General features: G+C 62.6%; 20 protein-coding genes and 1 tRNA gene. 6 read left to right on the top strand and 15 right to left on the bottom strand.

Annotation, left to right across the window (positions count from 1 at the left end; all coding sequences use genetic code 11):
- Positions 1 to 60: 60 nt before the first annotated feature.
- Positions 61 to 2,082: an excinuclease ABC subunit UvrB gene (gene uvrB, locus ISS97_RS12960; RefSeq protein ID WP_379983925.1), complete on the bottom strand. Its 2,022-nt coding sequence runs from the start codon at positions 2,080 to 2,082 to the stop codon at positions 61 to 63.
- A gap of 153 nt (positions 2,083 to 2,235) precedes the next feature.
- Here uvrB and ISS97_RS12965 point away from each other — a divergent pair, with 153 nt between their 5' ends.
- Positions 2,236 to 2,796 carry a GspH/FimT family pseudopilin gene (locus ISS97_RS12965; RefSeq protein ID WP_379983926.1) on the top strand — a complete coding sequence of 187 codons (561 nt, stop codon included), beginning with the start codon at positions 2,236 to 2,238 and terminating at the stop codon, positions 2,794 to 2,796.
- Between the two features lie 65 nt (positions 2,797 to 2,861).
- Here the strand turns inward: ISS97_RS12965 and ISS97_RS12970 are convergent.
- The 7 genes from ISS97_RS12970 to grxD form a co-directional block, all read right to left on the bottom strand.
- Positions 2,862 to 2,938: transfer RNA gene (locus ISS97_RS12970), tRNA-Asn, on the bottom strand.
- A gap of 77 nt (positions 2,939 to 3,015) precedes the next feature.
- On the bottom strand, positions 3,016 to 4,413 hold the full coding sequence (gene ppnN / locus ISS97_RS12975) for a nucleotide 5'-monophosphate nucleosidase PpnN (RefSeq protein WP_379983927.1): 1,398 nt from the start codon (positions 4,411 to 4,413) through the stop codon (positions 3,016 to 3,018).
- Between the two features lie 161 nt (positions 4,414 to 4,574).
- On the bottom strand, positions 4,575 to 7,901 hold the full coding sequence (locus ISS97_RS12980; protein ID WP_379983928.1) for a TonB-dependent receptor: 3,327 nt from the start codon (positions 7,899 to 7,901) through the stop codon (positions 4,575 to 4,577).
- Positions 7,902 to 8,310: 409 nt separating this feature from the next.
- A complete protein-coding gene (locus ISS97_RS12985; protein WP_379983929.1) occupies positions 8,311 to 10,023 on the bottom strand; it encodes a GNAT family N-acyltransferase in 1,713 nt (570 codons plus the stop codon).
- Between the two features lie 102 nt (positions 10,024 to 10,125).
- Positions 10,126 to 10,725 (bottom strand): YhgN family NAAT transporter, encoded by a 600-nt coding sequence (locus ISS97_RS12990; RefSeq protein WP_090450747.1) that lies wholly within the window; start codon positions 10,723 to 10,725, stop codon positions 10,126 to 10,128.
- A 59-nt stretch (positions 10,726 to 10,784) separates the two neighbouring features.
- Positions 10,785 to 11,552, bottom strand: a complete 768-nt coding sequence (locus ISS97_RS12995) for an SDR family NAD(P)-dependent oxidoreductase (RefSeq protein WP_379983930.1) — start codon at positions 11,550 to 11,552, stop codon at positions 10,785 to 10,787.
- A complete protein-coding gene (gene grxD, locus ISS97_RS13000; RefSeq protein WP_379983931.1) occupies positions 11,549 to 11,875 on the bottom strand; it encodes a Grx4 family monothiol glutaredoxin in 327 nt (108 codons plus the stop codon). The genes ISS97_RS12995 and grxD overlap by 4 nt, the downstream gene beginning before the upstream one ends.
- A 119-nt stretch (positions 11,876 to 11,994) precedes the next feature.
- On the opposite strand from grxD, the gene ISS97_RS13005 reads away from it, so the two are divergent.
- On the top strand, positions 11,995 to 12,576 hold the full coding sequence (locus tag ISS97_RS13005) for a superoxide dismutase (RefSeq protein WP_379983932.1): 582 nt from the start codon (positions 11,995 to 11,997) through the stop codon (positions 12,574 to 12,576).
- 165 nt (positions 12,577 to 12,741) lie between these two features.
- Here the strand turns inward: ISS97_RS13005 and ISS97_RS13010 are convergent, their stop codons facing one another.
- Both ISS97_RS13010 and purE read right to left on the bottom strand, forming a co-directional pair.
- On the bottom strand, positions 12,742 to 13,896 hold the full coding sequence (locus tag ISS97_RS13010) for a 5-(carboxyamino)imidazole ribonucleotide synthase (protein WP_379983933.1): 1,155 nt from the start codon (positions 13,894 to 13,896) through the stop codon (positions 12,742 to 12,744).
- The gene (gene purE / locus ISS97_RS13015; RefSeq protein WP_379983934.1) at positions 13,893 to 14,396 is read right to left on the bottom strand and encodes a 5-(carboxyamino)imidazole ribonucleotide mutase; all 504 of its coding nucleotides are present in this window, start codon (positions 14,394 to 14,396) and stop codon (positions 13,893 to 13,895) included. The genes ISS97_RS13010 and purE overlap by 4 nt, the downstream gene beginning before the upstream one ends.
- A 64-nt stretch (positions 14,397 to 14,460) precedes the next feature.
- Here purE and ISS97_RS13020 point away from each other — a divergent pair, with 64 nt between their 5' ends.
- The 4 genes from ISS97_RS13020 to ISS97_RS13035 all read left to right on the top strand — a co-directional run bounded on the left by ISS97_RS13020 (position 14,461) and on the right by ISS97_RS13035 (position 18,451).
- Positions 14,461 to 14,733 (top strand): Trm112 family protein, encoded by a 273-nt coding sequence (locus ISS97_RS13020; protein WP_379983935.1) that lies wholly within the window; start codon positions 14,461 to 14,463, stop codon positions 14,731 to 14,733.
- A gap of 153 nt (positions 14,734 to 14,886) precedes the next feature.
- Positions 14,887 to 17,148 (top strand): DUF1631 domain-containing protein, encoded by a 2,262-nt coding sequence (locus ISS97_RS13025; protein WP_379983936.1) that lies wholly within the window; start codon positions 14,887 to 14,889, stop codon positions 17,146 to 17,148.
- Positions 17,145 to 18,002 carry a carboxylating nicotinate-nucleotide diphosphorylase gene (nadC, locus tag ISS97_RS13030; protein WP_379983937.1) on the top strand — a complete coding sequence of 286 codons (858 nt, stop codon included), beginning with the start codon at positions 17,145 to 17,147 and terminating at the stop codon, positions 18,000 to 18,002. The genes ISS97_RS13025 and nadC overlap by 4 nt, the downstream gene beginning before the upstream one ends.
- Before the next feature lie 41 nt (positions 18,003 to 18,043).
- Positions 18,044 to 18,451, top strand: a complete 408-nt coding sequence (locus ISS97_RS13035) for a DUF3301 domain-containing protein (RefSeq protein WP_379983938.1) — start codon at positions 18,044 to 18,046, stop codon at positions 18,449 to 18,451.
- Positions 18,452 to 18,473: 22 nt separating this feature from the next.
- Here the strand turns inward: ISS97_RS13035 and ISS97_RS13040 are convergent, their stop codons facing one another.
- The 5 genes from ISS97_RS13040 to petA form a co-directional block, all read right to left on the bottom strand.
- Positions 18,474 to 18,899, bottom strand: a complete 426-nt coding sequence (locus ISS97_RS13040) for a ClpXP protease specificity-enhancing factor (RefSeq protein WP_379983939.1) — start codon at positions 18,897 to 18,899, stop codon at positions 18,474 to 18,476.
- A 43-nt stretch (positions 18,900 to 18,942) separates the two neighbouring features.
- Entirely contained in the window at positions 18,943 to 19,566 is a 624-nt protein-coding gene (locus ISS97_RS13045; RefSeq protein ID WP_379983940.1) for a glutathione S-transferase N-terminal domain-containing protein, read from the bottom strand.
- Positions 19,567 to 19,637: 71 nt separating this feature from the next.
- Positions 19,638 to 20,372 (bottom strand): cytochrome c1, encoded by a 735-nt coding sequence (locus tag ISS97_RS13050; protein WP_379983941.1) that lies wholly within the window; start codon positions 20,370 to 20,372, stop codon positions 19,638 to 19,640.
- A gap of 13 nt (positions 20,373 to 20,385) precedes the next feature.
- Positions 20,386 to 21,693 (bottom strand): cytochrome b, encoded by a 1,308-nt coding sequence (locus tag ISS97_RS13055; protein ID WP_379983942.1) that lies wholly within the window; start codon positions 21,691 to 21,693, stop codon positions 20,386 to 20,388.
- Positions 21,693 to 22,298 (bottom strand): ubiquinol-cytochrome c reductase iron-sulfur subunit, encoded by a 606-nt coding sequence (gene petA / locus ISS97_RS13060; RefSeq protein WP_379983943.1) that lies wholly within the window; start codon positions 22,296 to 22,298, stop codon positions 21,693 to 21,695. The genes ISS97_RS13055 and petA overlap by 1 nt, the downstream gene beginning before the upstream one ends.
- Between the last annotated feature and the right edge of the window lie 34 nt (positions 22,299 to 22,332).

A 22,332-nucleotide genomic window follows, 5' to 3' on the forward strand; every position in this document is an offset into this window, starting at 1 on the left:
GCCGCGCAGTATACGTGAGCCGTCATCCCCCGACAACTCCCCTGCCGGGCGGCCGGCGCCTCAGCGCAAGGCCTTTTCCCGCAGCTGGTGAATCTGGTCGCGCAGCCGGGCGGCGTCCTCGAACTCCAGGTTTTCGGCGTGTTTGTACATCTGCGCCTCCAGTCGCTTGATCATGGCGCTGGCCTGGTCGGCGCTGAGCGCGGCGTAGTCCGCACCTTGCTCGGCCACCGCACGGGCCCTCGCCGCCTTGGCACCACGTCCCCGAGAACCGCCCTCGCTGCGCGCGCCTTCCATGATGTCGGCGATGCGCCGCACCACCGACTGCGGCGTGATGCCGTGCGCCTCGTTGTAGGACACCTGCTTTTCGCGGCGGCGCGCCGTCTCGTCAATAGCAGCCTGCATGGAACGGGTGATGTTATCGGCATACAGAATCGCCTTGCCGCGCACATTGCGCGCCGCGCGGCCGATGGTCTGGATCAGCGAGCCGGTCGAACGCAGGAAGCCTTCCTTGTCGGCATCGAGGATCGCTACCAGCGACACCTCGGGCATATCCAGACCTTCACGCAGCAGATTGATGCCGACCAGCACGTCGAACTCACCCAGGCGCAGGTCTCGAATGATCTCCACGCGCTCGACGGTCTCGATATCCGAGTGCAGGTAACGCACCTTGATGTTGTGCTCGCCGAGATACTCGGTGAGGTTTTCGGCCATGCGCTTGGTCAGCGTGGTGACCAGCACGCGATCACCCATCGCCACCCGTTTATGTACTTCGCCAAGCAGGTCGTCGACCTGGGTACGCACCGGACGCACTTCCACTTCCGGATCGATCAGGCCGGTGGGGCGCACCACCAGTTCGACCACGGCGTCGCCCGACTTCTGCAACTCATAGTCGCGCGGCGTAGCGGAAACATAGATCGAACGCGGCGCTCTGCGCTCCCATTCCTCAAACTTCAGAGGCCGGTTGTCCATCGCCGACGGCAAGCGGAAACCGAACTCCACCAGTGTCTCTTTGCGCGAGCGGTCGCCTTTGTACATGGCACCCAACTGCGGCACGGTCACATGTGACTCGTCGACCACCAGCAAGGCATCGGGCGGCAGGTAATCGAACAGCGTCGGCGGCGGCTCGCCGGGACCACGGCGCGTCAGATGGCGCGAGTAGTTCTCGATGCCCTGACAGTAGCCGACCTCGGCCATCATCTCCACGTCGAAACGGGTGCGCTGGTCCAGGCGCTGCGCCTCGACCAGCTTGTTGTCCTTGTACAACTGCTCCAGGCGATCTTTCAGCTCAACCTTGATCGTCTCGATCGCGTTGAGCACGCTCTCGCGCGTACTGGCGTAATGGGTGCGCGGATAGACGGTGTAGCGCGGCACCTTGCGGATGGTTTCGCCGGTGAGCGGATCGAACAGCGAAAGATTCTCCACCTCGCCATCGAACAGCTCGATACGCAGCGCCTCAATTTCCGATTCGGCCGGGAACACATCGATAATTTCGCCGCGTACGCGATACGTGCCGCGCTTCAACTCCAGCTCGTTGCGCGAATACTGCAGCTCGGTCAACTGGCGGATCAGCGCGCGCTGATCAATGTGCTCGCCACGCGCCAGGATCAGGCGCAGTGACAGATAATCTTCCGGATCGCCCAAGCCATAGATCGCCGATACGGTGGCGACGATCAGCGAATCCTTGCGCGACAGCAACGCCTTGGTCGCGGCCAGACGCATCTGCTCGATGTGCTCGTTGATCGAAGCATCCTTCTCGATGAAGGTATCCGAAGCAACGACGTATGCTTCCGGCTGGTAGTAGTCGTAGTAGCTGACGAAGTACTCCACCGCGTTGTGCGGGAAGAACTCCTTGAACTCGCCATACAGCTGCGCCGCCAGCGTCTTGTTCGGCGCCAGCACGATGGTCGGCCGCTGAATCTTCTCGATCACATTGGCGATGGTGAAGGTCTTGCCGGAGCCGGTCACACCAAGCAGGGTCTGCGCGGCCAGGCCGTTCTCGAAGCCTTCGGTGAGGCGTTGGATGGCCTGCGGCTGGTCGCCAGAGGGCTTGTAGGGAGAAACGAGCTCGAAGCGGTCAGTCATGGCAGTCCACATGCGGTCGCGTGGGGTCATTTTAAATCGGGCCTGCTGACAGGGCGTGTCAGCAGAGCCTCACACCGTAGGACTGTGCAGTCTTGCAGGCAACGCCGCAGACGCTACCTAGCATCAGTCTCCTGCCCACACAGGAGTACTACCGTGAATCTCACGCATGGATGGCCCACCCGCCGCCAGTATCGAGGCGCCACGCTGATTGAGCAGATCATGGTGGTGGTTATCACCGCGATCCTGACCTGCGTTGCCCTGCCCTCGCTGCGGCGCCTGCTGGCCCGCCATGAAGTACGCACGGCGCAGACCAGCCTGATCGCCTCGCTGCAGCAGGCCCGCGCCCTCGCCGCGCAGACCGGTCGCCGCACTGTGGCCTGTCCTACGCGCGACGGCATGCGCTGTAGCGATGAAGCCTCGTGGGATGGCGGTTGGCTGGTCGGGTTTCGAGGCGACCAGGCCAACCAACTGGATGGCCCGCCGCAATACAGCCGCGTGGACACCGCCAGGCAACTGACTATCCAGAGCAACACTGGTCGTCACTACGTCCAGTTCCAGTCCAGCGGCTTTGCCGGAGGCAGCAACCTCACCGTGCTGATCTGCCGCCGCAGCGACCCCAGCCATGTGGTCAGCGTGAAGGTTTCGCAGGCCGGGCGTGTACGCGGCGGCGACGCGACCGCCGATGAAGCCGCACAATGTGCGGGCACCGGATAAATTCGCGGGCACGCTATCCCGCAAAAAAAACAAGGCCTTGCATCGCTGCAAGGCCTTGTCAGATATGGCGCCCGAAGTTGGACTCGAACCAACGACCCCCTGATTAACAGTCAAGTGCTCTAACCGGCTGAGCTATTCGGGCGGGGTGAGCTGCGTAGTTTGAATATTGGACGCCGGGCTGTCAAGCTACTGACAGCCCTGAAAATGATCCGAATTTGTTCAGCTGGTACGCACGCGATAACACGGTACGTAGGCGGCGCCGCCTGGCAGCTTCATCCGATGCTGGACCACGAACGCCTGCAGCAGCTCATCCAATGCACGCATGATGTCAGGCTGGCCGTCGATGTCGAACGGACCGTACTGCTCGATGGCACGCACGCCCTCTTCCTTCACATTGCCGGCGACGATGCCGGAGAAGGCGCGACGTAGGTCCGCCGCCAGTTCGTGCCGCGGGCGGTCGCGATGAATGGCCAGGCCGCGCATAGCCTCATGCGTTGGTCGGAACGGCATCTGGAACGAGAACGGGATATTGAGCGCCCAGTTGAAGAAGAAGGCGTCCTTATTGTCCAGACGGTGGTTACGCACCTTGTCGATACCACGCACCATCGCATGCGCCACGGCCGCCGGATTGTCGACGATGATCTGGTAGTACTGCGCCACACTGTCGCCCAGAGTCAGGCGCAGGAAGCGGTCGATCTGCTCGAAATAAGCGGCCGACTGCTTGGGTCCGGTGAAGATCAGCGGGAACGGGATGCCCGCGTTGTCCGGGTGCAGCAAAATGCCGAGCAGGTAGAGAATTTCTTCCGCCGTGCCCACGCCGCCCGGGAACACAATGATGCCGTGGCCGATGCGCACGAAAGCTTCGAGACGCTTCTCGATGTCCGGCATGATCACCAGATGATTCACGATCGGGTTCGGCGACTCCGCCGCAATGATACCCGGCTCGGTCACGCCGATATAGCGGTTATGGCGGCGGCGTTGCTTGGCATGGGCGATAGTGGCGCCCTTCATCGGCCCCTTCATCGCGCCCGGACCGCAGCCGGTGCAGATATCCATGCCGCGCAGGCCTAGCTGATAGCCCACCTGCTTGGTGTACTCGTATTCGTCGCGCGAAATCGAATGGCCGCCCCAGCACACCACCAGGTTCGGATCGATCTGCGCCTTGAGGATGCGCGCATTGCGCAGGATCTCGAACACTGCATGGGTCAGGCCCACCGTATCGTCCAGATCGAAACCGCCCTGCTCCAGCTGCGTGGACACATAGACGATGTCACGCACGACCGCGACCAGCAGCTCGTTGATACCGCGGATGATCTGCCCATCCACAAAAGCTTGCGCCGGGGCGTGGCTCAACTCGATCTTGATGCCGCGATCCTGCTGCAGCACCTGAATATCGAAATCCGGGAACTGCTCGAACATCGAGCGCGGATCGTCACTGATGTTGCCCGAGGTCAGCACCGCGAGCGCGCAGCGGCGCAACAGCGCGTGCAAGCCCGAACCGCTGGCATCGCGCAGACGGGCCACTTCATTACGGGACAGAATGTCCAGGCCACCGGCGGGCGAAATGCGCGCGCTGACGGTTGACTTGCCGGCCTTGCCGGTCTGAACGTCGTTCATTGGATCTCCTTCGGCCACGTTGTCCGTGGCAAAACACCGGACTCATGCTCGAGTCGGCCGGCTAGCTTCACTCCGGGGTGCCGTGCGGGTCAACCTCTCCCATAAAAAAGCCGGCGCCCTGAGCGGGCGCCGGCTCTCGTTCTTGCGAGAACAGCGTTGGCTTAGAACGTGTAGCGAACCGTCGCCAGCACGGACCAACGCTGGGTCGGGCCGTTCAGCTCGTCCGCACGCGGCAGCGGCAGCGGGCTGTAGTTGCCGGCGCTGTCCTTATAAGCCGCCTTGCTGATGTCGTAGATGTACTTGCCGTTGGCATCCACGCCAGCGAAGTCAGCCAGGTTGCGCGTCAGCGGGAAGCTGGCGCGGTGATCAACACCCCACTTCTTGTTCAGCATGTTGCCGAAGTTATAGATGTCAAGACGGATCTCACCCTTGTTGCCCTTGAAGATGCCCGGGATCTCCTGACGGAAGCTCAGGTCGATCTGGTTGATCCACGGGGCACGGGTGTCGTTGCGCTTGGCGATTTGACCCTGGTGATCACGCAGGTACTCGTTGTTCTCGATGTACTTCCAGAACGAGTCCTGCTGCTGCTGCGAAGTACCCGGAGCAAAACTGATGTCACCCTTGCGCGGGATGTACGCCAGATCCGAGACGAAGCCATCACCGTTGGCGTCGTTGCCGAAGCGCCAGCTGTACGGGGCACCGGAGTGGCCGTCGTAGAACGCGCTGACGCTGGTGGCGTAGTCACCAAAGAAGCGATGCTGCCAGGTCAGGGACGCGATCACGCGCTTCGGCACCGAGTAATTCGACGGGCTAGCGATGTTCTCGTTCGGATTCACCCACACGTTGTTGCTGTAGTTCGAGCGAGCCACGCTCGACGTACCCGGGTTCACCTCGGTCGCACGGCTCCAGGTGAAGCCAACCATAGCGGACCAGTCGTTGGAGAAGGACTTCTTCAACGAGAGGGCCAGGCTGTCAGCCTTGCCACGGCTGGTGTTGGCCAGGTTGATCACTGCATCGCCAAACGCCTGGTTCGATTTTGCACGAGCGGTGTTGCCGACCTGACCACCCTTCGGGTTCAGGTAATAGGTGTTGCGACCATCCGGCAGCACACCGGTCGGAGCGCCAATGTTCAGGTTCTGATACCAGATCGCATTGCGGGTCTTCAGGTGCTCGTAGTCAGCCGTGAACACCAGGCCGTACCACGGCAGCTCCTTGTCGAAGCCCAGCGACATCTTCCACACGCTCGGCAGCTGGAAGCCATCGTCGACCGTGCTGACCGCCATCTGCGCACCCTTGGCACCCGGAATCGGAGCCGAGCCAGCGTTCTGGTGGGCAGCGTCGCTGCTGAAAACGGGGTAACCCGCACTACCCGGCTTACAGGCGGCCGAAGCAGCAGAGTTCGGGCCACAGGCGAACTGCACCTGGGTGATACCGGAGTTCTGGTAGATGTTACCCAGCCACACGCTCGGCGGATTCGAAATGAACAGACCCGCGCCACCACGCAGCTGCGTCATGTGCTCGGTGTCGAAGGTGTAATTGAACGACATACGCGGCTGCACCTGACGGTTGCCGTTGATCGTGTAGTCGTTGCGACGACCGAAACCACCCGCCGCGGACACGCAATTGCTAGCCGTGATGGCCTGGCCGACCGGAGCCGAGTAGCACGGATTGAACAGCGGCTTGTCGCTGGTCATCGGGATATCGACACGGAAGCCATACTGCACGGACAGGTTGTTGTTGACCTGCCAGGTGTCCTGCAGGAACAGGCCGTACTGCTTCAGTTCGAAATTGGCGGCCACGTCATTCAGACCCAGACCAGCCGCAGGCGCGTTCAAGCGGTACAGATTGTACTTGCCGTTGATGAAGTCATTGATCGAGTTGAACTGGTAGCTGCCAAACGCGTTCTGCAGGAACAGGTTGTAGTACTTGCCACGCTCGAAGTCCGCACCAAACTTGACGGTGTGCTCACCCAGATAGAACGTGCCGGCGAAAGCCGCATTCAAGGTCTTCACGCGCAGGATGTTGGCCTGGCTGGAGTACTCCGTACCGAACTCAACACCCGGCGAGCTGGAGGTGCTGGTACAACCGGAAGTCGAGTTCAGACACACGGAAACGTCAGGCATGTTCTGGCCGTTGTACGGGCCACGTACCTGATTGAAATCCGCATACGACAGGGTGGTGTCGGTCGAGAAGATGTCGGACCAGTCGTCGTAGAAATGCAGCGCGTAGCTCTTGTTATCGACGTTGGTCTTGTACCAGCCGCTCGACAGCACGAGCACGTTGTTGCTGCCCGTGATGATCGGCTTGTTTTCCTTGGTCTGGCTATAGGTAAAGCTGGCGCGATGACTGTTCGTGATGTTCCAGTCGATCTTGGCCAGATAGCGCTTGTCCTGCAGGTCCGAACTGCCGCCACCCACACCACCGACATCACCGAAACCCTTGGCGCGGGCTGCGTTGACGATGTCGTTGACGTTCTGCTGGGTCAGACCGCGAATCTCGGTGGTCGCACCCGAACCCTGCACGCCGTACTGGCTCGACGGACCGATCTGCTTGCTCTTTTCGTACGAAGCGAAGAAGAACAGCTTGTCCTTGATGATCGGACCGCCCACCGTCGCACCGGCCGTCCAGGTACGACGATAGCCGCCGTACGGCTGACCGTTGTAGTCGGCGATCATGTCGTCACGGTTCTGGAACGCGTAATAGGTCGAACCGTGGAAATCGTTGGTACCGCTCTTGGTGACCGCATTGACGATTGCGCCAACACCGCGACGGGTCGCCACATCGTAGTTGGCAGTCGAGATGTTGTATTCCTCGATCGTATCCTGCGAGATCGGCGTGCCGAGCGTCGGCAGGCCGTTCGCATTCAGACCGAACGGATCGTTCGCGCTGACCGAGTCGACGGTGATGTTGTTGTAGCGGCTGTTCTGGCCGACGGCCGAAATCTCGCCGCGATCGCGATCGCTGATCACGATGCGGGGATCAAGACGAACGATGTTCTGGATCGAGCGACCCGGGGTCGGGGTGGCTTCGATTTCACGACGCGAAACGTTCGTGCTGAGACCCTTGTTGTCCGGAGTAAAGGTCTGCGACAAAGCGCTGGCAGACACCGTCACGCCCGACAGGTTCTGCGCTGCTTGTGCCGTGGCACCCACGGTCAAGTTGACTGCGGTGTCCTGCGCCAGCTGCAGATAGACATTGTCCTGCTCGGTCGCCGGCTGACCATCCTTCGACACCTTCACGTCGAACGGACCGCCCACGCGCAGACCCTGCGCAGCGTAGCGACCATTAGCGTCGGTGGTGGTGGTCTTGGTGGTGCCCGACGGCTCATGCACGATCTGCACGGTGGCGCCGGCTACCGGCTGACCATTGGCATCGAGCACGCGGCCGCTGATGGAGGACGAGGTGTCCTGGGCGATGGCGGGTACCGACATGGCCAGCATGGATGCGATGGCAAACGGCAAGACTTTGGCACGAATTCGGCTATTCACTGTGATTAACCCCTTGGGCGCGCAACGAAAATATTTACGAATCAGGAATCAAACGTGGCGATGCCCGGCACATGCCAGGCATTCATCGAAAGCTCTGTTTTGATTTCCCCGGAATGTTCTTGCTTGGTCCGAGCTTACTAAGCGGCGAGACCGCCCCGCCTGCCAACAAAGTGTTAAGCGGACTTTAACGACAGTGTAAGACAGTTCTATGACGAATTCACGTCGTTTTTATCTCTGCCCAGCCCTTTGTCATAAAGTGGCTCACTAGGCAAGCGGCGTGAAAACAATCACTTGAAGCCAGAGGTAGGCCTCTCCCCTACCTCCACCCCCAGCAACTCACCCCTAATGAGTCGCTGGGAAGTTAACTCAGGCTACCAGCCCGATCCTGCAGATGGGATAGGAAATGTGCCTAGGCTTTGCCGAGATAACGCGCACGCTTGGCCGGCTTGAGGGTAGCCAGATCGAGCATCACCAGGCCGTCGACGCAACCCGAGAAGCCCGGGTCCTCGCCGAAGTCGAGAAACTGCACGCCCTCGGGATCGACCAGGTCGACGTACTGGCGGTACAGCACCGGCAGACTGACGCCGAGCGCGTCCAGGTGATGCTTGAGCTTGCCCAGGCCAGCAGCGGGATCGAGCCCTTCCAGCGCATGGCGCACCACGTCGATCACTGCGGGGGAGATCACGAACGGCTGACGTGCAGCCGCCAGGCCGGGCGCTCCAAAGTAATGCTGATGCGCGGCTGCGATCCATTCGCGCGCTTCACGCGGCAGGCTTACCGACATGCTGACCGGACCAAACAAATAGCGCAGATCAGGGTGGCGCTGCAGATACAGGCCAATGCCCTGCCATAGCTGATCGAGCGCGCGCGAGCGCCAGTAAGCCGGCGCGATAAAGCTGCGCCCCAGCTCAAGCCCCTGCGCCAAACGTGACTCCAGTGCCGGCGAATAGTTGAACAAACTGGAGGTATAGAGACCGGCCATGCCGCGCTCGCCAATCAGGCGACCGCCATGACCGAACCGGTAGGAACCGACAATGCGCAACGCCTTGGGATCCCACAGCACGAGATGCTCATAGTGGGGATCGTAGGCATCCAGGTCGCGACGCGCGCCCGTGCCCTCGCCGACCTTGCGGAAGGTCAGCTCGCGCAGACGGCCAATCTCGCGCAACACCACGCTGTCCACGGCGCCCTTGAACAGCATGACCTGCTTGCCGTCATTGAGATCGGCCAGCTTCTCCGCATGCGTCGCCAGCTCGGCAACGACGCGTTCGGTCGGCTCGGGATGCGCCAGCGGCGCTTGTCCGCCAAAGATCAGACCGCGACGACGGCCGACGCGGTAAACATGCCGGCGCATCAATTTGGCGACCTGCTCGGTCGAGCCACCACTGCGCTGTTCCAGTTCGTCCGCACCGATCAACGCACCGACACTGAAACCGATGCGCCGCTTGATCGGCGCCACCGCTTCGCGCGGCAGCATGGCCGTGCTGAGGGGCTTGGCCAACATCGACAGGCCATAGAACATCGCGGAGTTGCGCGCGGCGACATGAATCGGCAGCACTGGTGTCTTGCTTCGCAACGCCAGGCGCGCGAAGCCGTCAGACCAGCGCCCGTCGCGCACGCCGTCGGCACGCACGCGCGATACCTCGCCAGCCGGAAACACAATCAATGCTTCGCCGTTGTCGAGCGCACGATAGATCGCGCGCATGCGCGAGGCGGCGCCTTTACCAAATACATCCACGTGCAACAGCACGCGATTCAACTGGGGAATCGAGGCCAGCCAATCGTTCGCCAGCAGGCGCACATCGCTGCGCACCGAGCCCACCAGCTGAAGCAGCGCCAGCGCATCGACCATGCCCAAGGGATGATTGGCCACGATCAACACGCCACCCTCGACCGGGATGTTCTCCCGCTCGCGAGGATTGACGTAATAACTAGCCCCCAGCACGTCGAGCGCGCGCTCGACGAAGTCGAAACCTTCGACGTCGCCTACCGCGGTGAGGACGCGATTGAAACCATCCTCATCCGCAAGCCGCCCCAACATGCCCGCCACGGGACGCATGATGCCGGGATGCTGAGCCAGCCATGGCAGACGTTCATTGAGGGTCTGTTCGACACTTAGCATGATCGTCTCCTTATGCTTTCGCCCATGCTCGCTGCGGATTATGACAGCAAGGTGATCGGCAAAGGGCAAGCCAACGCTTGCCCTACTACACGCGACGCCGTTTCAAACGGCCAGATGCAGATACGCGGCCACGCCACCGAGGAACATCTGCACGGACAAGGCGATCAGCAGCATACCCATCACCCTCTCAAGTGCAGTGAGAACGCTTTCACCTAACCAGCGGAACAAATAGGTTGAACAGAGCAGTATCACCGCCGTGGCCAGCCACGCGCCAAGCAACGCAATTGCCCAGTCCGCCGTGCGGCCCGGTTGCGTGTTGGTGAGCAACAGCAACGCCGCCATGGCCGAAGGGCCTGCCACGCCGGGAATCGCCATCGGCACAATGAAAGGCTCGCCTTCACCCGGCTTGCCGAAGATGCCGCCGCCATCCGCCGGCGGAAACACCATGCGAATACCGATCAGGAACAACACGATGCCACCGGCGATGCTGATCGACTCTTGCCGCAATTGCAGCAACTTCAGGATGAGCTGGCCGCCCATCAAAAAACCCAGCAGCACGCCAAGCGCGATCAGCAACTCGCGCACCATCACATAGCGGCGCCGCTTCGGCGCCACGTCCTTGAGCAAGCTGAGAAAGATGGGGATGTTACCGAGCGGATCCATGATCAGGAACAGCAGGATCGCCGCCGACAGCGTGGTCATCTGCGTTTCCATCTCAGCCCCTTGTGATGCGCATAAAACGAATGGCGTGCACGGTGCGCTCAGTCACTGCGCAGATCAAGCACAGTGCCGCGCGCCGCAACGGCCTGCGGACCGAGCAGATACACGGCGGCTTCTGCCGTGGCATCCGGCAGGGGCTGCTTGCTGGTGTCCTCACCGAAGTACGCCTCGCGGCGCAACGCGGTGCGCATCGGGGCCGGCAACAAGGCATGCACGCGCAACGGACTGCTCTCCGTCTCCTGATGCAGGACTTCAGCGAGCCGCTCCAGCGCTGCCTTGGACACGCCGTAGCCACCCCAGTGCGCCTTGCTCACCCGCTCCGGATCGTCAAGTACGAACACCACCGAGCTGTCGGCGGATTGGGTCAACAATGGCATGCAGGCCTGAGTCAGGGCGAACGGCGCCGACACATTCACGTGCAGCGCGCGCAGCCAGTCGTCCGGCTTGTGCATGGCGAGCGGCACCAGACCATTGAAACTCACTGCCGCATGCACGATGCCGTCCAGGCGGCCAAAGTCGCGTTCCAGTCCCTCGGCCATGTTGAGGTAATCATTGGGGGTAGCAACTTCCATATCGAGCGGATGGATCACCGGCTCGGGAAGCTGCTCGGCCACCATGGCGTCGTACAGCTGCTCCAATTGCCGTTTGCGCTTGCCGGTGATCACCACCGTGGCGCCGGCGCGTGAAGCCGCGCGCGCCACCGCGGCACCAAGGCCACCGTAGGCGCCCGTGACCAGCACCACGCGACCGGCCAGCGAGCCTTCGGCCGGCACCCAGCCGGCGGGCAGAAACGATGGGGCCAGCGTCATGCCTGTGCCGCTCCGCCAACGTCGACCACCATGCGCGCCAGTTCACCGGACGCCTTCAGGTCTTCGACGATGTCGCAGCCACCAATCAGCTCGCCCTGGATGAACAACTGCGGGAAGGTCGGCCAGTTCGCGTAGTGCGGCAGTGCGGCGCGCACTTCCGGGTCGGCGAGCACGTTCACTGCGTGGAAGTCCGCACCCGCCTCCTTCAACGCCTGGGCGGCGCGGCTGGAAAAGCCACACATCGGGAATTGCGGCGTGCCTTTCATAAAAAGCACGATGGGGTGCTCGGCCAGCACCGCCTTGATTCGCTCGTTAACGTCCATAGCTCGGGGTTTCATCATTACAATGCAGGCAGATCGGTAGTGTATCAGTCGTGCATCGGCCACCGTTCGCGGTCGCGTCGATCCGACTCCCCCCTTAGCCAACGCCCAGGAGCCACCACATGGCGATCGAACTCCCTCCTCTTCCCTATGAAAAGAACGCGCTTGAGCCGAAAATCTCCGCCGAAACGCTGGAGTATCACTACGGCAAGCACCATCAGGCCTATGTGACCAACCTCAATAACCTGATCAAGGGCACGGAGTTCGAGAACGCCGCGCTGGAAGACATCATCAAGAAGTCCTCGGGCGGCGTGTTCAACAATGCCGCGCAGGTCTGGAACCACACCTTCTATTGGAACTCGATGCGGAGCCCCAAGGATGGCAACGAGCCCAGCGGCAAGCTGGCTGACGCCATCACCAAGGCCTTCGGCTCGTTCGACAAGTTCAAGGAAGAATTCACCAAGTCGGCCGTGGGCAACTTCGGCTCGGGCTGGACCTGGCTGGTGCAGCGTCCGGATGGCTCGCTCGGCATCGTCAACACCTCCAACGCCGCCACGCCGATCACCGGCAGCGACAAGCCGCTGCTGACCTGCGACGTGTGGGAGCACGCTTACTACATCGACTACCGCAACCTTCGCCCGAAGTACCTCGAAGAATTCTGGACGCTGGTGAACTGGGACTTCGCGGCCAAGAACCTGGCCTGATCCCTGCGCAAATAAAAAGGCGGAGCCATCGTTGGCTCCGCCTTTCTGTTGCTTATGTAGGAGCGCACCCTGTGCGCGACAAGCCTACGAGATGGTCATTGCATCGCAGGTCGCCCACAGGGTGGGCTCCTACAGATGGCCGCCGCGCTCTTCAGCCTTCAGCCTTCAGCCGAGCTCGCGCACCGCCGGATCCACCTGCTGGTCGCGACCAAGCGCATGCGCGATACCACCCAGGCGCTCCACCATCTGTTTCGCGTTGCCCGCGCAAACGGTCGCATGTCCGACCTTGCGCCCGAGCCGCGGCTGCTTGCCGTAGTCGTGCCAATGCGCATCGACAGCAGATAGCACGGGCGCGGCATCCGGCAACTCGCCAATCCAGTTGAACATGGCCGACAAGCCGCGCGCCGCGGTGTCGCCCAGCGGCATGCCCAGCACCGCACGCACGTGGTTCTCGAACTGGCTGGTGAGCGCGCCTTCAATGGTCCAGTGGCCGGAGTTGTGTACGCGCGGAGCCATCTCGTTGCCGAGCAGCTGGCCATCCTTCACGAACAACTCCAGCGCGAACACGCCGACATACTCCAGGCGCTCAGCCAGCGTGCGCGCCAACTGAGTGGCACGCTCCTGCAAGGTGCCGACGTCCGGCGCGGGCGCCAGGCTCAGCGACAATACGCCGTCGGTATGCCAGTTTTGGGTTAGCGGCCAAGTACGGAAGTCGCCATCGCGACTGCGTACGGCGATCACCGACAGCTCGCGCTCGAACGGCACAAAAGCTTCCAGGATCAGGCCATGTGCAGACGCCTGCGCACCCAGAGCAGCCCAGGCTGCGTCGGCATCCGCCAGGCTGCGGAGGCGGAACTGGCCCTTGCCGTCGTAACCGAGCCGGCGGGTCTTGAGGATGGCCGGGGCACCGATGGTCGACAGCGCGCGATCCAGGTCGGCCCGCGTGTCGATCGCCATGAAGTCCGGCGTGGTCAGGCCGCAATCGCGGAACAGGGTTTTCTCGGCCAGGCGATCCTGCGCCACCGCCAAGGCACGCGGCGCGGGAAACACCGCTACGCGCTGCGCCAGCCAGTGCGCGGTCTCGGCCGGCACGTTTTCGAAATCGAAGGTGACCACATCGACCTCGCGCGCAAAGGCTTCCAGCGCGCCGTAGTCGGTCCAGTCCGCCGTAATCAGCGTGGCGACCTGTCCCGCACAGGCATCGGCCGCACTATCGACCACCAGCGTTTTCACCCCGAGCGGAGCCGCCGCCAGGGCCAGCATGCGCGCGAGCTGGCCGCCACCGAGAATGCCCAGCACAGGTTGACGGCGTGAGGTCACGAGCGCGGGTCCGGGTTATCGAGAACGGTCTGGGTCTGGCGTGCGCGATAAGCGTCGAGCGCCGCGGCCAGGGCCGGATCGTTCAAGGCCAGCACGGCGGTGGCCAGCAGCCCCGCGTTCACGGCGCCGGCGCGCCCGATGGCCAGGGTGCCTACCGGAATGCCGGCCGGCATCTGCGCAATGGATAGCAGCGAGTCCATACCATTCAGTGCCTTGGACTGCACCGGCACACCAAGCACCGGCAGGCGGGTCTTCGCCGCCAGCATGCCCGGCAGGTGAGCCGCGCCACCTGCACCGGCGATGATCACCTGGATGCCACGCGTCACCGCCTCTTCGGCATAACGGAACAGTAAGTCAGGGGTGCGATGAGCGGAGACCACCTGTACCTCGTGAGGCACACCCAGCTCGGTCAGCACGCTGGCCGCATGTTCCATGGTCTCCCAATCCGAACGGGAGCCCATTACTACGCCGACACGTGGCGGCTTGGCAGTCGAAGTCATGGTTCGGCCATCCAAAAGGGGATATTGTACGGACTTTCCGCGTTATCACACGACCCTGCGACCCATGGATAAGCGTCTGCTCGACATACTCTGCTGCCCGGTCAGCAAGACCCCGGTGCGGCTGCTCGGCAAGAGCGAACTCGATGCACTCAACGTCGCCATCGGCCAGGGTCAGGTCGACACCGTCGCCGGCATACCGGTGCGCGCCCCGCTGACCGAGGGCCTGATCACCATCGACCGCAAGGTGATCTACCGCATCGACGACGGCATCCCGGTAATGCTGCCCGAGGAAGGTATCGGCACCCCCCAGCTACGCGACTTCCCGGCCGCCGCCTGAGCCTGGCTCCACCCCGGAACCGCAATTTGATGCGGTTCACAGGATGCGGCGTATGCCAACCTGCGCATGACATGATCACGGATTTTCGCGTATCGTTTGTGCCATGCGGCCTGTAGGCCGCCATCGCGCGATGGACACTTCAGGGGTGTGGCGATGAAAGACGCCAGTGAGCCTTCCAATATCGTTAGCTTGAGCCAGCGCCTGGATCCGTCCAGCGAGCGTGGGGGCGCGCTCTTGAATACGGTGCGTGATATCGCCTCGCGGCGTCTGCAATTGTTGGTCAACGGCATGTTCGAGCATGTCGACGATGCGCTGTTCGATCTGGCCGAGAAGGCCGAGAACAATGCGGCCCAAATGCATTACTTCGACGGTATGCGCGAAGTGCGCAAACGCCGGCCGGCGGTGGAGCGCGCGTTTCTAAGCACCGTCACACGCGACATCGCGGACTTCGCGGCGCAGCAACGCCAAACCGCCAGCGGCGTGCCCTTGCCCATCGGCACGGTCGAGCTGACCCTGGTCGCCGATAACGAGCTGGAGGAATCGCTCGCGATCACCAGCATGATCGGCAAGAACGAAACGCGCCTGACCCGCGATCTGTTCGCGGTGAACCAGCGCCTGTCGGTCATCTATGGCGGCACCCGTATCGAGGACGCGAACAATCCGGTTGCGCCGGCCTCGCTCACCCAGGCGTTCCGCCAGGCGATGCGCGAGCTGTCCGCCGAGATGCGCGTCAAGCTGATCATCTACAAGCTGTTTGACCGCTACGTACTCGCTTCGCTGGACGAGCTGTATCAAGAGATCAACGCCGAGCTGGTTCGCGCGGGCGTGCTGCCGCAGCTACGCCACGAAGTGCTGCGCCAGCCGGGTGCGACACCAGGTAGCGCCGGTGAGGCCGTTGCCCAGGCACCGTCTGGCGTACTGCCGGACGATGGCGGGGCATCCGCGGAATTGCTGCAGACACTGCGCACCCTGTTCAGCGCGCGCCGCGGCGACCTGCCGGAGAATCTCCCGATCGGCGGGCCGCTGCAGGTGCCCACGGTTAATGAGCTGATCGGCGCGCTCAGCGTGCTGCAGAGCCAGGCCGCCACCGTCAGCAGTCCTCTGCCTATGCGCGGTGTCCAATCCACCGCCAGCGTGCTGCAGGAAGTAGCCCATCTCAAGGAGCAATTGCTCTCGCAGATCGGCTCGCTGCGCGGCGAGCGCCCTGGCCAGGTGGCCACCATGGACGAGGACACCATCGACCTGGTTGGCATGTTGTTCGAGTTCATCCTCGAAGACCGCAACCTGCCGACGGAAATGCAGGTCATGCTGGCGCGCCTGCAGATTCCTTATCTCAAGGCCGCCATTCTTGACCGCCGCCTGTTCGCGCATCGCCAGCATCCGGCCCGCCGGTTGCTCGACAGCCTGGCGGATGCGGCGAAGGGCTGGTCAGCCGAATCCGATCGCGACCATCGCCTGCACGACAAGGTGAAGTCCATCGTCGACAGTCTGCTGCAGGAATTCGACGATGACCTGAGCATCTTCGAACGTCTCAATACCGAGCTGCAGGACTTTCAGGATCAGAGCCGTCGCCGTGCCGAACTGGCCGAGCAGCGCGTAGCCGAATCCACGCGTGGCCGCGAGAAGCTGGAACAGGCGCGCCGCCGCGCTGCGCGGGAGATTCTCACACGCATCGGCGATCACTCGCTGCCGCCGCTGATCCACGGCATCCTGTCGCGCGCGTGGGCGAACTACATGGTGCTCACCATCCTGCGTCAGGGTGAGGAGTCATCCGAGTTCCGCGATGCGCTGCGTTTCGTCAACGACTTCATCGACAGCACCCGCGCAGCCCGCAGCATTGAAGAACGCCGCACGCTGCGGCAAATGCTGCCCGGCATCGAACGCTCGCTGCGCCGCGGCTTGGCCAATGTCGCTTTCCAGGAAAACGACATCGAGCGTCTGCTGGCGCAGCTCCATACCTACTACCGCCATCAGCTCGGCGAGTCCGTGCCGGCGGCGGAAGTACAGGCGGCGGAAGCCGCAGCCACTCTGCCTATTCCGGAGAGCATCCAGCCGATCGCCGAAAGCGAAGCCGCGCTGGATGCCATTGAGCCTGCGCCCGAGCCTGTCGAAGACACGCCGGAGCTGCGCATGGTGGCCGAACTGAAGCCGGGCACCTGGCTCGAGTTCGTCACCGAAGGCGAGACCCTGGAGCGCGCCAAGCTCTCCTGGATCAGCCCGATGAGCGGCCGCTATCTGTTCGTCAATCGTCGCGGCCTCAAGGTCGCGGACTACTCGCCCCATGAACTGGCCATCGAACTCGCCGCCGGACGCGCACGCGTATTGGAATCCACCGCCTTGTTTGATCGCGCGCTGGATGCCATTGTCGGCAAATTGAGCCAACCAGCGACGGCCTCCACCTCCGATACCGAATGACTTCTTTGCAGCCGCTTGCCCCACCGCCGACCGCACAGGTCCAGGCGGACATCGAACGTGCCTTCGCCGAAGACATCGGCGCGGGTGACGCCACTGCCGAACTGCTTCCCGCCGATGCGCGCGCCAGCGCCACGCTGACTTGTCGCGAAGACGCGGTAATTGCCGGCGGCGCATGGTTCGACGCCTGTTTCCGGCGACTCGATCCCAACGTCCGCATCGACTGGCAATTGGCCGATGGCGACCGCGCCGCCGCTGGCTCCGTGATCTGCCGGCTCGAAGGCATGGCCCGCGCCATGGTCAGCGCCGAACGCTCCGCCCTCAATTTCCTGCAACTGCTGTCCGGCACCGCTACCGCTACCGCCGCTCATGTGAGCGCGGTTGCAGGTACCGCAGTGAAGGTGCTGGACACACGCAAGACCGTGCCTGGTCTACGCATTGCGCAGAAGTACGCCGTCCGTTGCGGCGGTGGCCACAATCATCGCGTCGGCCTGTACGACGCCATCCTGGTCAAGGAAAACCACATCATCGCTGCCGGCGGCATCGCCCCCGCGGTGGAGGCCGCTCGCCGGCTGCACCCCACGTTGTTGCTGGAAGTGGAGGTCGAGAATCTCGACGAACTTCGGCAGGCGCTGGATGCCCGCGTAGACCGCATCATGCTCGATAACTTCACGCCACCGCTAATGCGCGAAGCCGTCAGCATCACCGCTGGCCGGGTGCCGCTTGAAGTTTCCGGCAATGTCGACCTCCATACCATCGGCGAGTACGCACGCACCGGCGTGGATTTCATCTCGGTAGGCGCCCTGACCAAGCACGTGCAGGCCGTCGATTTGTCGCTGCGCCTGCAGTTGGACTAAGAGTCCTTGCAGCGCCCGCCCGTCGCCCACACACTGCGGGCATGGGCAAGTTCTCCGACATGATATGGCTGTTGCTGCTGCTTGGCCTGATCGGCCTATGGCTGAAGCTCAGCCGCGCCCGCGAGCTGGCCATGGCCGAGGCACGCCGCCAATGCGAGCGGCATGGCCTGCAGTTGCTCGACGAGACGGTCGGCCTGCGTAGTCTGCGTCTGCGGCGCCTCGACGGACGGCACGTACTCGAACGCTGCTACACCTTCGAAGTGAGCATCGACGGCAATGATCGCGAACCGGGACGCTTGTGGCTGGTCGAGCGGCGATTGACCGGCCTTAGCTTGCCCACCATCGAAACACGCATTCCTGAGCCGAACAGCGCGACCCATGACACCAGCAATGTGGTTCCCCTGCGCAGATTGAGCCACGACCGGAACAGCGATCATCGCCTTCATTGAGGCGATGACGGGATAACCGCGATTACTTCACCACGCGCAGGAACGGCGCACCACGGCGCGGCTTGTCGCCGGCGTCGTCGCCATCGGACGGCGGCGTATCGTTCGGAGGCTCCGGCGCGGGCGGCGGCGTGTCGCCACCTTCGTCCGCTGGAAACATCATGCCCTGCCCGTTTTCCTGCGCATACAGCGCCAGCACGGCCTGCACTGGAATCAGGATGGAATGGCTCACGCCGGAAAAGCGCGCCTGAAAACTGATCCACTCGTTGCCGAGGTCAAGATTGGCCACCGCGCGCATGGCCAGATTGAGCACGACCTGGCCGTTCTTCACCACCTGCGGCGGCACGCGCACACCTTCGCGTGCTGCATCCACCAGCACGTAGGGCGTGAGGTTGTTGTCGGTGATCCAGTCGTAAATCGCCCGCAGCAGGTACGGGCGATTGGAACTCATCGGAACGTGTTGATCGTTATTACTCATACTTCCTAAGGCGACCTCAAGGTCGCATGGCCTTTTCTTCGGCCGTCATACTGCGCGCAAAACCCTGGCTGTGGAACAAGCGCTCGCCATAGTCGAGGATCGGCTTGCCCTCGCGCCCCAACTCCACCCCCAGCCAGGGCAGACGCCACACCACCGGCGCCACTAGACAATCGGCCAGGCTCATCTCCGGATTCAAGAAGAACTTGGCCGCTTTGAACAGCGGCAACGAAGCCAACAAGTGCTCACGCAAGCGCTTGCGCGCCGCGTCGGCCGGGCGGCCTCCGGCACGAATAGTATCGACCTCGGGCAACCAATCCAGCTCGATACGCAGGGTCGCCAGGCGCAGGCGCGCGCGCGACAACGGATCGATCGGCATCAGCGGCGGGTGGGGGTAACGCTCGTCGAGGTACTCGCAAACCACCGAGGTGCCATAGAGCGTGAGGTCACGGTCGACCAGCGTAGGCGTGGTGCCGTAAGGATTCAGATCGAGCAGGTCTTCCGGTGGCTTGCTCGGATCGACCTGCACCCGCTCATAGCTGACCCCTTTGGCCGCCAGCACCAACCGCGCGCGGTGACACTGGATGTCATCGGCAGTGGAGTACAGGGTGAGTACGGACCGCGAACGTGCGCTTTGAACCATGCGCTGCCTCCCCATCGACTAATCGCGGATGGCGGCATGAAGCCGCCACCCGCTGGCCACGGAGCGACGTCTTAGTGGACGTCCTTCCAATATTCCTTCTTGAGCGCGTACGCAAGCAGCGAGAAACCGGCCAGGAACAACAGCACCCAGATGCCATAGCGCTGACGCTGCAGGGCCGCCGGCTCCGCAACATACTCCAGGAAGCTGGTCAGGTCGCGGGTCGCCTGTTGGAACTGGGCCGGCGTGAGCTTACCCGGGCGGGACAGCTCAAGCTTCTCGACCACTTCGTCGCCGTCGACCTTCTTCATCTCGGCAGTCTGCAACCCCTGCAGTTCCCACAACGGGTTCGGCATGGAAGCGTTCGGGAACACCGTGTTGTTCCAGCCCACCGGGCGGGTCGGGTCGAGGTAGAACGAATTGAGGTAGCCGTAGACCCAGTCCGCACCCTTGGCGCGCACTTCCAGCGACAGGTCCGGCGGCGCCTTGCCGAAGAAGGTCGCGGCGGACTCTTCCGGCATATGCGAGATCACCGGCTCGCCGAACTTGGCGCCCGTGAAGTTCAGGTTGTCCATCACCTCTTTCTCGCTCAGACCGAGGTCTTCGGCGATGCGCGAGTAGCGGGCGTACTTCAGCGAGTGGCAGCCGACGCAATAGTTGAAGAACAACTTGGCGCCGCGCTGCAGGGAAGCCTTATCACTCACGTTGGTACCGGCCGAAGGCAATCCGCCCTCTTCCGAAGCCATGACCGTGGTGCTGCCGACCAACAGGCCAACCGCGAGGGCAATCGAGGAGATAGTGCGCTTCATCAGGGACTGCCGCTTAGTCATGGTCATACACCACCCGCTCCGGGACCGGCTTGGTCTTCTCGAGACCGCGATGCGTGTAGATCCACAGGAACACGAAGTAACCGAAGTAGACCGCCGTCATCACGCGACCGAACAGGTTCTCCCAGAAGGTCACGTCGATGTGGCTGCCGAACCAGGCCGGGATCACTTCCGCCACCACACCAGCGCCGACGGCACCCAGGGCGATGAAGGAGATCACGAACAGACCCAGTGCCACCTTGTAGCCCACACCGCGGTAGCGGATGGAGCGCACCTTGCCAGCGTCGATCCACGGCAGCAGGAACAGCAGCACGATCGCGCCGAACATACCCAGCACACCCCAGATCGCCGTGCTGAAGAACGACGGGATCATGCGCAGGATGGCGTAGAACGGGGTGAAGTACCACACCGGCTTGATGTGCGTCGGCGTCACCAGATTGTTCGCCGGCACGAAGTTGTCGTGCTCGAGGAACCAGCCACCGAAGGTCGGCGCAAAGAAGATGATGAAGGCAGCAATGAGCAGGAAGCAGCTGACGCCGAACAGATCCTTCACCGTGTAGTACGGATGGAAAGGAATGCCGTCGGCCGGCTTGCTGGCATCCCAACGGTTGCCCTTGGGACCCTTCTTGATCTCCACGCCATCCGGGTTGTTCGAGCCTACTTCGTGCAGCGCGGCCAGATGCAGCACCACCAGCAGCAACAGCACCAGCGGCAACGCGATCACGTGCAGCGCGAAGAAGCGGTTGAGCGTGGCGTCGGCAGGCAGGTAGTCACCCATGATCCATTCGACCAGGGTGTTGCCGATCACGGGCACCGTGCCGAACAGCGAGATGATCACCTTCGCACCCCAGAACGACATGTTGCCCCACGGCAGCACGTAGCCCATGAAGGCCTCGGCCATCAGCACCAGGAAGATCAGCATGCCCAGCAGCCACACCAGCTCGCGCGGCTTCTGGTACGAGCCGTACATCAGACCGCGGAACATGTGCAGGAACACCACCACAAAGAACAGCGAAGCGCCCGTGGAGTGCATGTAGCGGATCAGCCAGCCCCATTCCACGTCGCGCATGATGTACTCGACCGAGGCGAAGGCTTCCGCCGCGCTGGTCTTGTAGTTCATGGTGAGGAAGATGCCGGTGACGATCTGGTTGACCAACACCAGGATCGCCAATGAACCGAAGTAGTACCAAAGATTGAAATTCTTCGGCGCGTAGTACTCGGTCATGTGCTTGCGATAGGTCGGCGCCAGGTTCGGCGCACGCTCATTGACCCAATCGCCGATACGCGTGAATACGCTGGCCATCAGCCGGCCTCCTTCGGATCCACGCCAATCTGGATATGCGTGTCATCGATGAAATGGTACGGCGGGATCAACATGTTCTTCGGAGCCGGCACGCCCTGGTAGACGCGGCCCGACATGTCATAGCGCGACTTGTGGCAAGGGCAATAGAAGCCGCCCTTCCATTCCGGATCGAACGGCTCGGGCTTCATCACCGGCACGAAATCGGGCACGCAGCCCAGATGAGTGCACAGCGCGACCATCACCAGCCACTCGGGCTTGATCGAGCGGGTCTCGTTCTGCGCATAGGCCGGCTGCTGCTCAGCGGAGCTGCCGTTCGACTTGGCGTCGACCAGGCGAGCATCCTGGCCCGGCAAGGCGTCCAGCTGTTCTTTGGTGCGATTGACCACAAACACCGGAAGGCCTCGCCACGGATAGGTGACTTTCTGGCCTGCTTCGATCTTGCTGATGTCGATCGTGACCGGAGCTCCAGCGGACTTAGCTCGAGCGCTGGGTTCCCACGACTTAATGAAGGGCACGACTGCCGCGACGACTCCAACACCACCAACCACGGCCGTGGTCGCTGTGAGGAAGCGGCGGCGGCCGTGATCGACGACTTCGTTCGCCATCAGGCTCTCCGGTACTTTGCCATTGAGGTGCGAC

The sequence above is a fragment of the Dyella koreensis genome (genome assembly GCF_044904565.1).
Lineage (GTDB): Bacteria > Pseudomonadota > Gammaproteobacteria > Xanthomonadales > Rhodanobacteraceae > Dyella_D > Dyella_D koreensis.

Excerpts from the sequence above, each read along its gene's own strand:
- uvrB (WP_379983925.1), bottom strand. The coding sequence starts at position 2,082 with ATGACTGACCGCTTCGAGCTCGTTTCTCCCTACAAGCCCTCTGGCGAC.
- ppnN (WP_379983927.1), bottom strand. The coding sequence starts at position 4,413 with ATGAACGACGTTCAGACCGGCAAGGCCGGCAAGTCAACCGTCAGCGCG.
- ISS97_RS12985 (WP_379983929.1), bottom strand. The coding sequence starts at position 10,023 with ATGCTAAGTGTCGAACAGACCCTCAATGAACGTCTGCCATGGCTGGCT.
- ISS97_RS12990 (WP_090450747.1), bottom strand. The coding sequence starts at position 10,725 with ATGACCACGCTGTCGGCGGCGATCCTGCTGTTCCTGATCATGGATCCG.
- ISS97_RS12995 (WP_379983930.1), bottom strand. The coding sequence starts at position 11,552 with ATGACGCTGGCCCCATCGTTTCTGCCCGCCGGCTGGGTGCCGGCCGAA.
- grxD (WP_379983931.1), bottom strand. The coding sequence starts at position 11,875 with ATGGACGTTAACGAGCGAATCAAGGCGGTGCTGGCCGAGCACCCCATC.
- ISS97_RS13005 (WP_379983932.1), top strand. The coding sequence starts at position 11,995 with ATGGCGATCGAACTCCCTCCTCTTCCCTATGAAAAGAACGCGCTTGAG.
- purE (WP_379983934.1), bottom strand. The coding sequence starts at position 14,396 with ATGACTTCGACTGCCAAGCCGCCACGTGTCGGCGTAGTAATGGGCTCC.
- ISS97_RS13020 (WP_379983935.1), top strand. The coding sequence starts at position 14,461 with ATGGATAAGCGTCTGCTCGACATACTCTGCTGCCCGGTCAGCAAGACC.
- ISS97_RS13025 (WP_379983936.1), top strand. The coding sequence starts at position 14,887 with ATGAAAGACGCCAGTGAGCCTTCCAATATCGTTAGCTTGAGCCAGCGC.
- nadC (WP_379983937.1), top strand. The coding sequence starts at position 17,145 with ATGACTTCTTTGCAGCCGCTTGCCCCACCGCCGACCGCACAGGTCCAG.
- ISS97_RS13035 (WP_379983938.1), top strand. The coding sequence starts at position 18,044 with ATGGGCAAGTTCTCCGACATGATATGGCTGTTGCTGCTGCTTGGCCTG.
- ISS97_RS13040 (WP_379983939.1), bottom strand. The coding sequence starts at position 18,899 with ATGAGTTCCAATCGCCCGTACCTGCTGCGGGCGATTTACGACTGGATC.
- ISS97_RS13045 (WP_379983940.1), bottom strand. The coding sequence starts at position 19,566 with ATGGTTCAAAGCGCACGTTCGCGGTCCGTACTCACCCTGTACTCCACT.
- ISS97_RS13050 (WP_379983941.1), bottom strand. The coding sequence starts at position 20,372 with ATGAAGCGCACTATCTCCTCGATTGCCCTCGCGGTTGGCCTGTTGGTC.
- ISS97_RS13055 (WP_379983942.1), bottom strand. The coding sequence starts at position 21,693 with ATGGCCAGCGTATTCACGCGTATCGGCGATTGGGTCAATGAGCGTGCG.
- petA (WP_379983943.1), bottom strand. The coding sequence starts at position 22,298 with ATGGCGAACGAAGTCGTCGATCACGGCCGCCGCCGCTTCCTCACAGCG.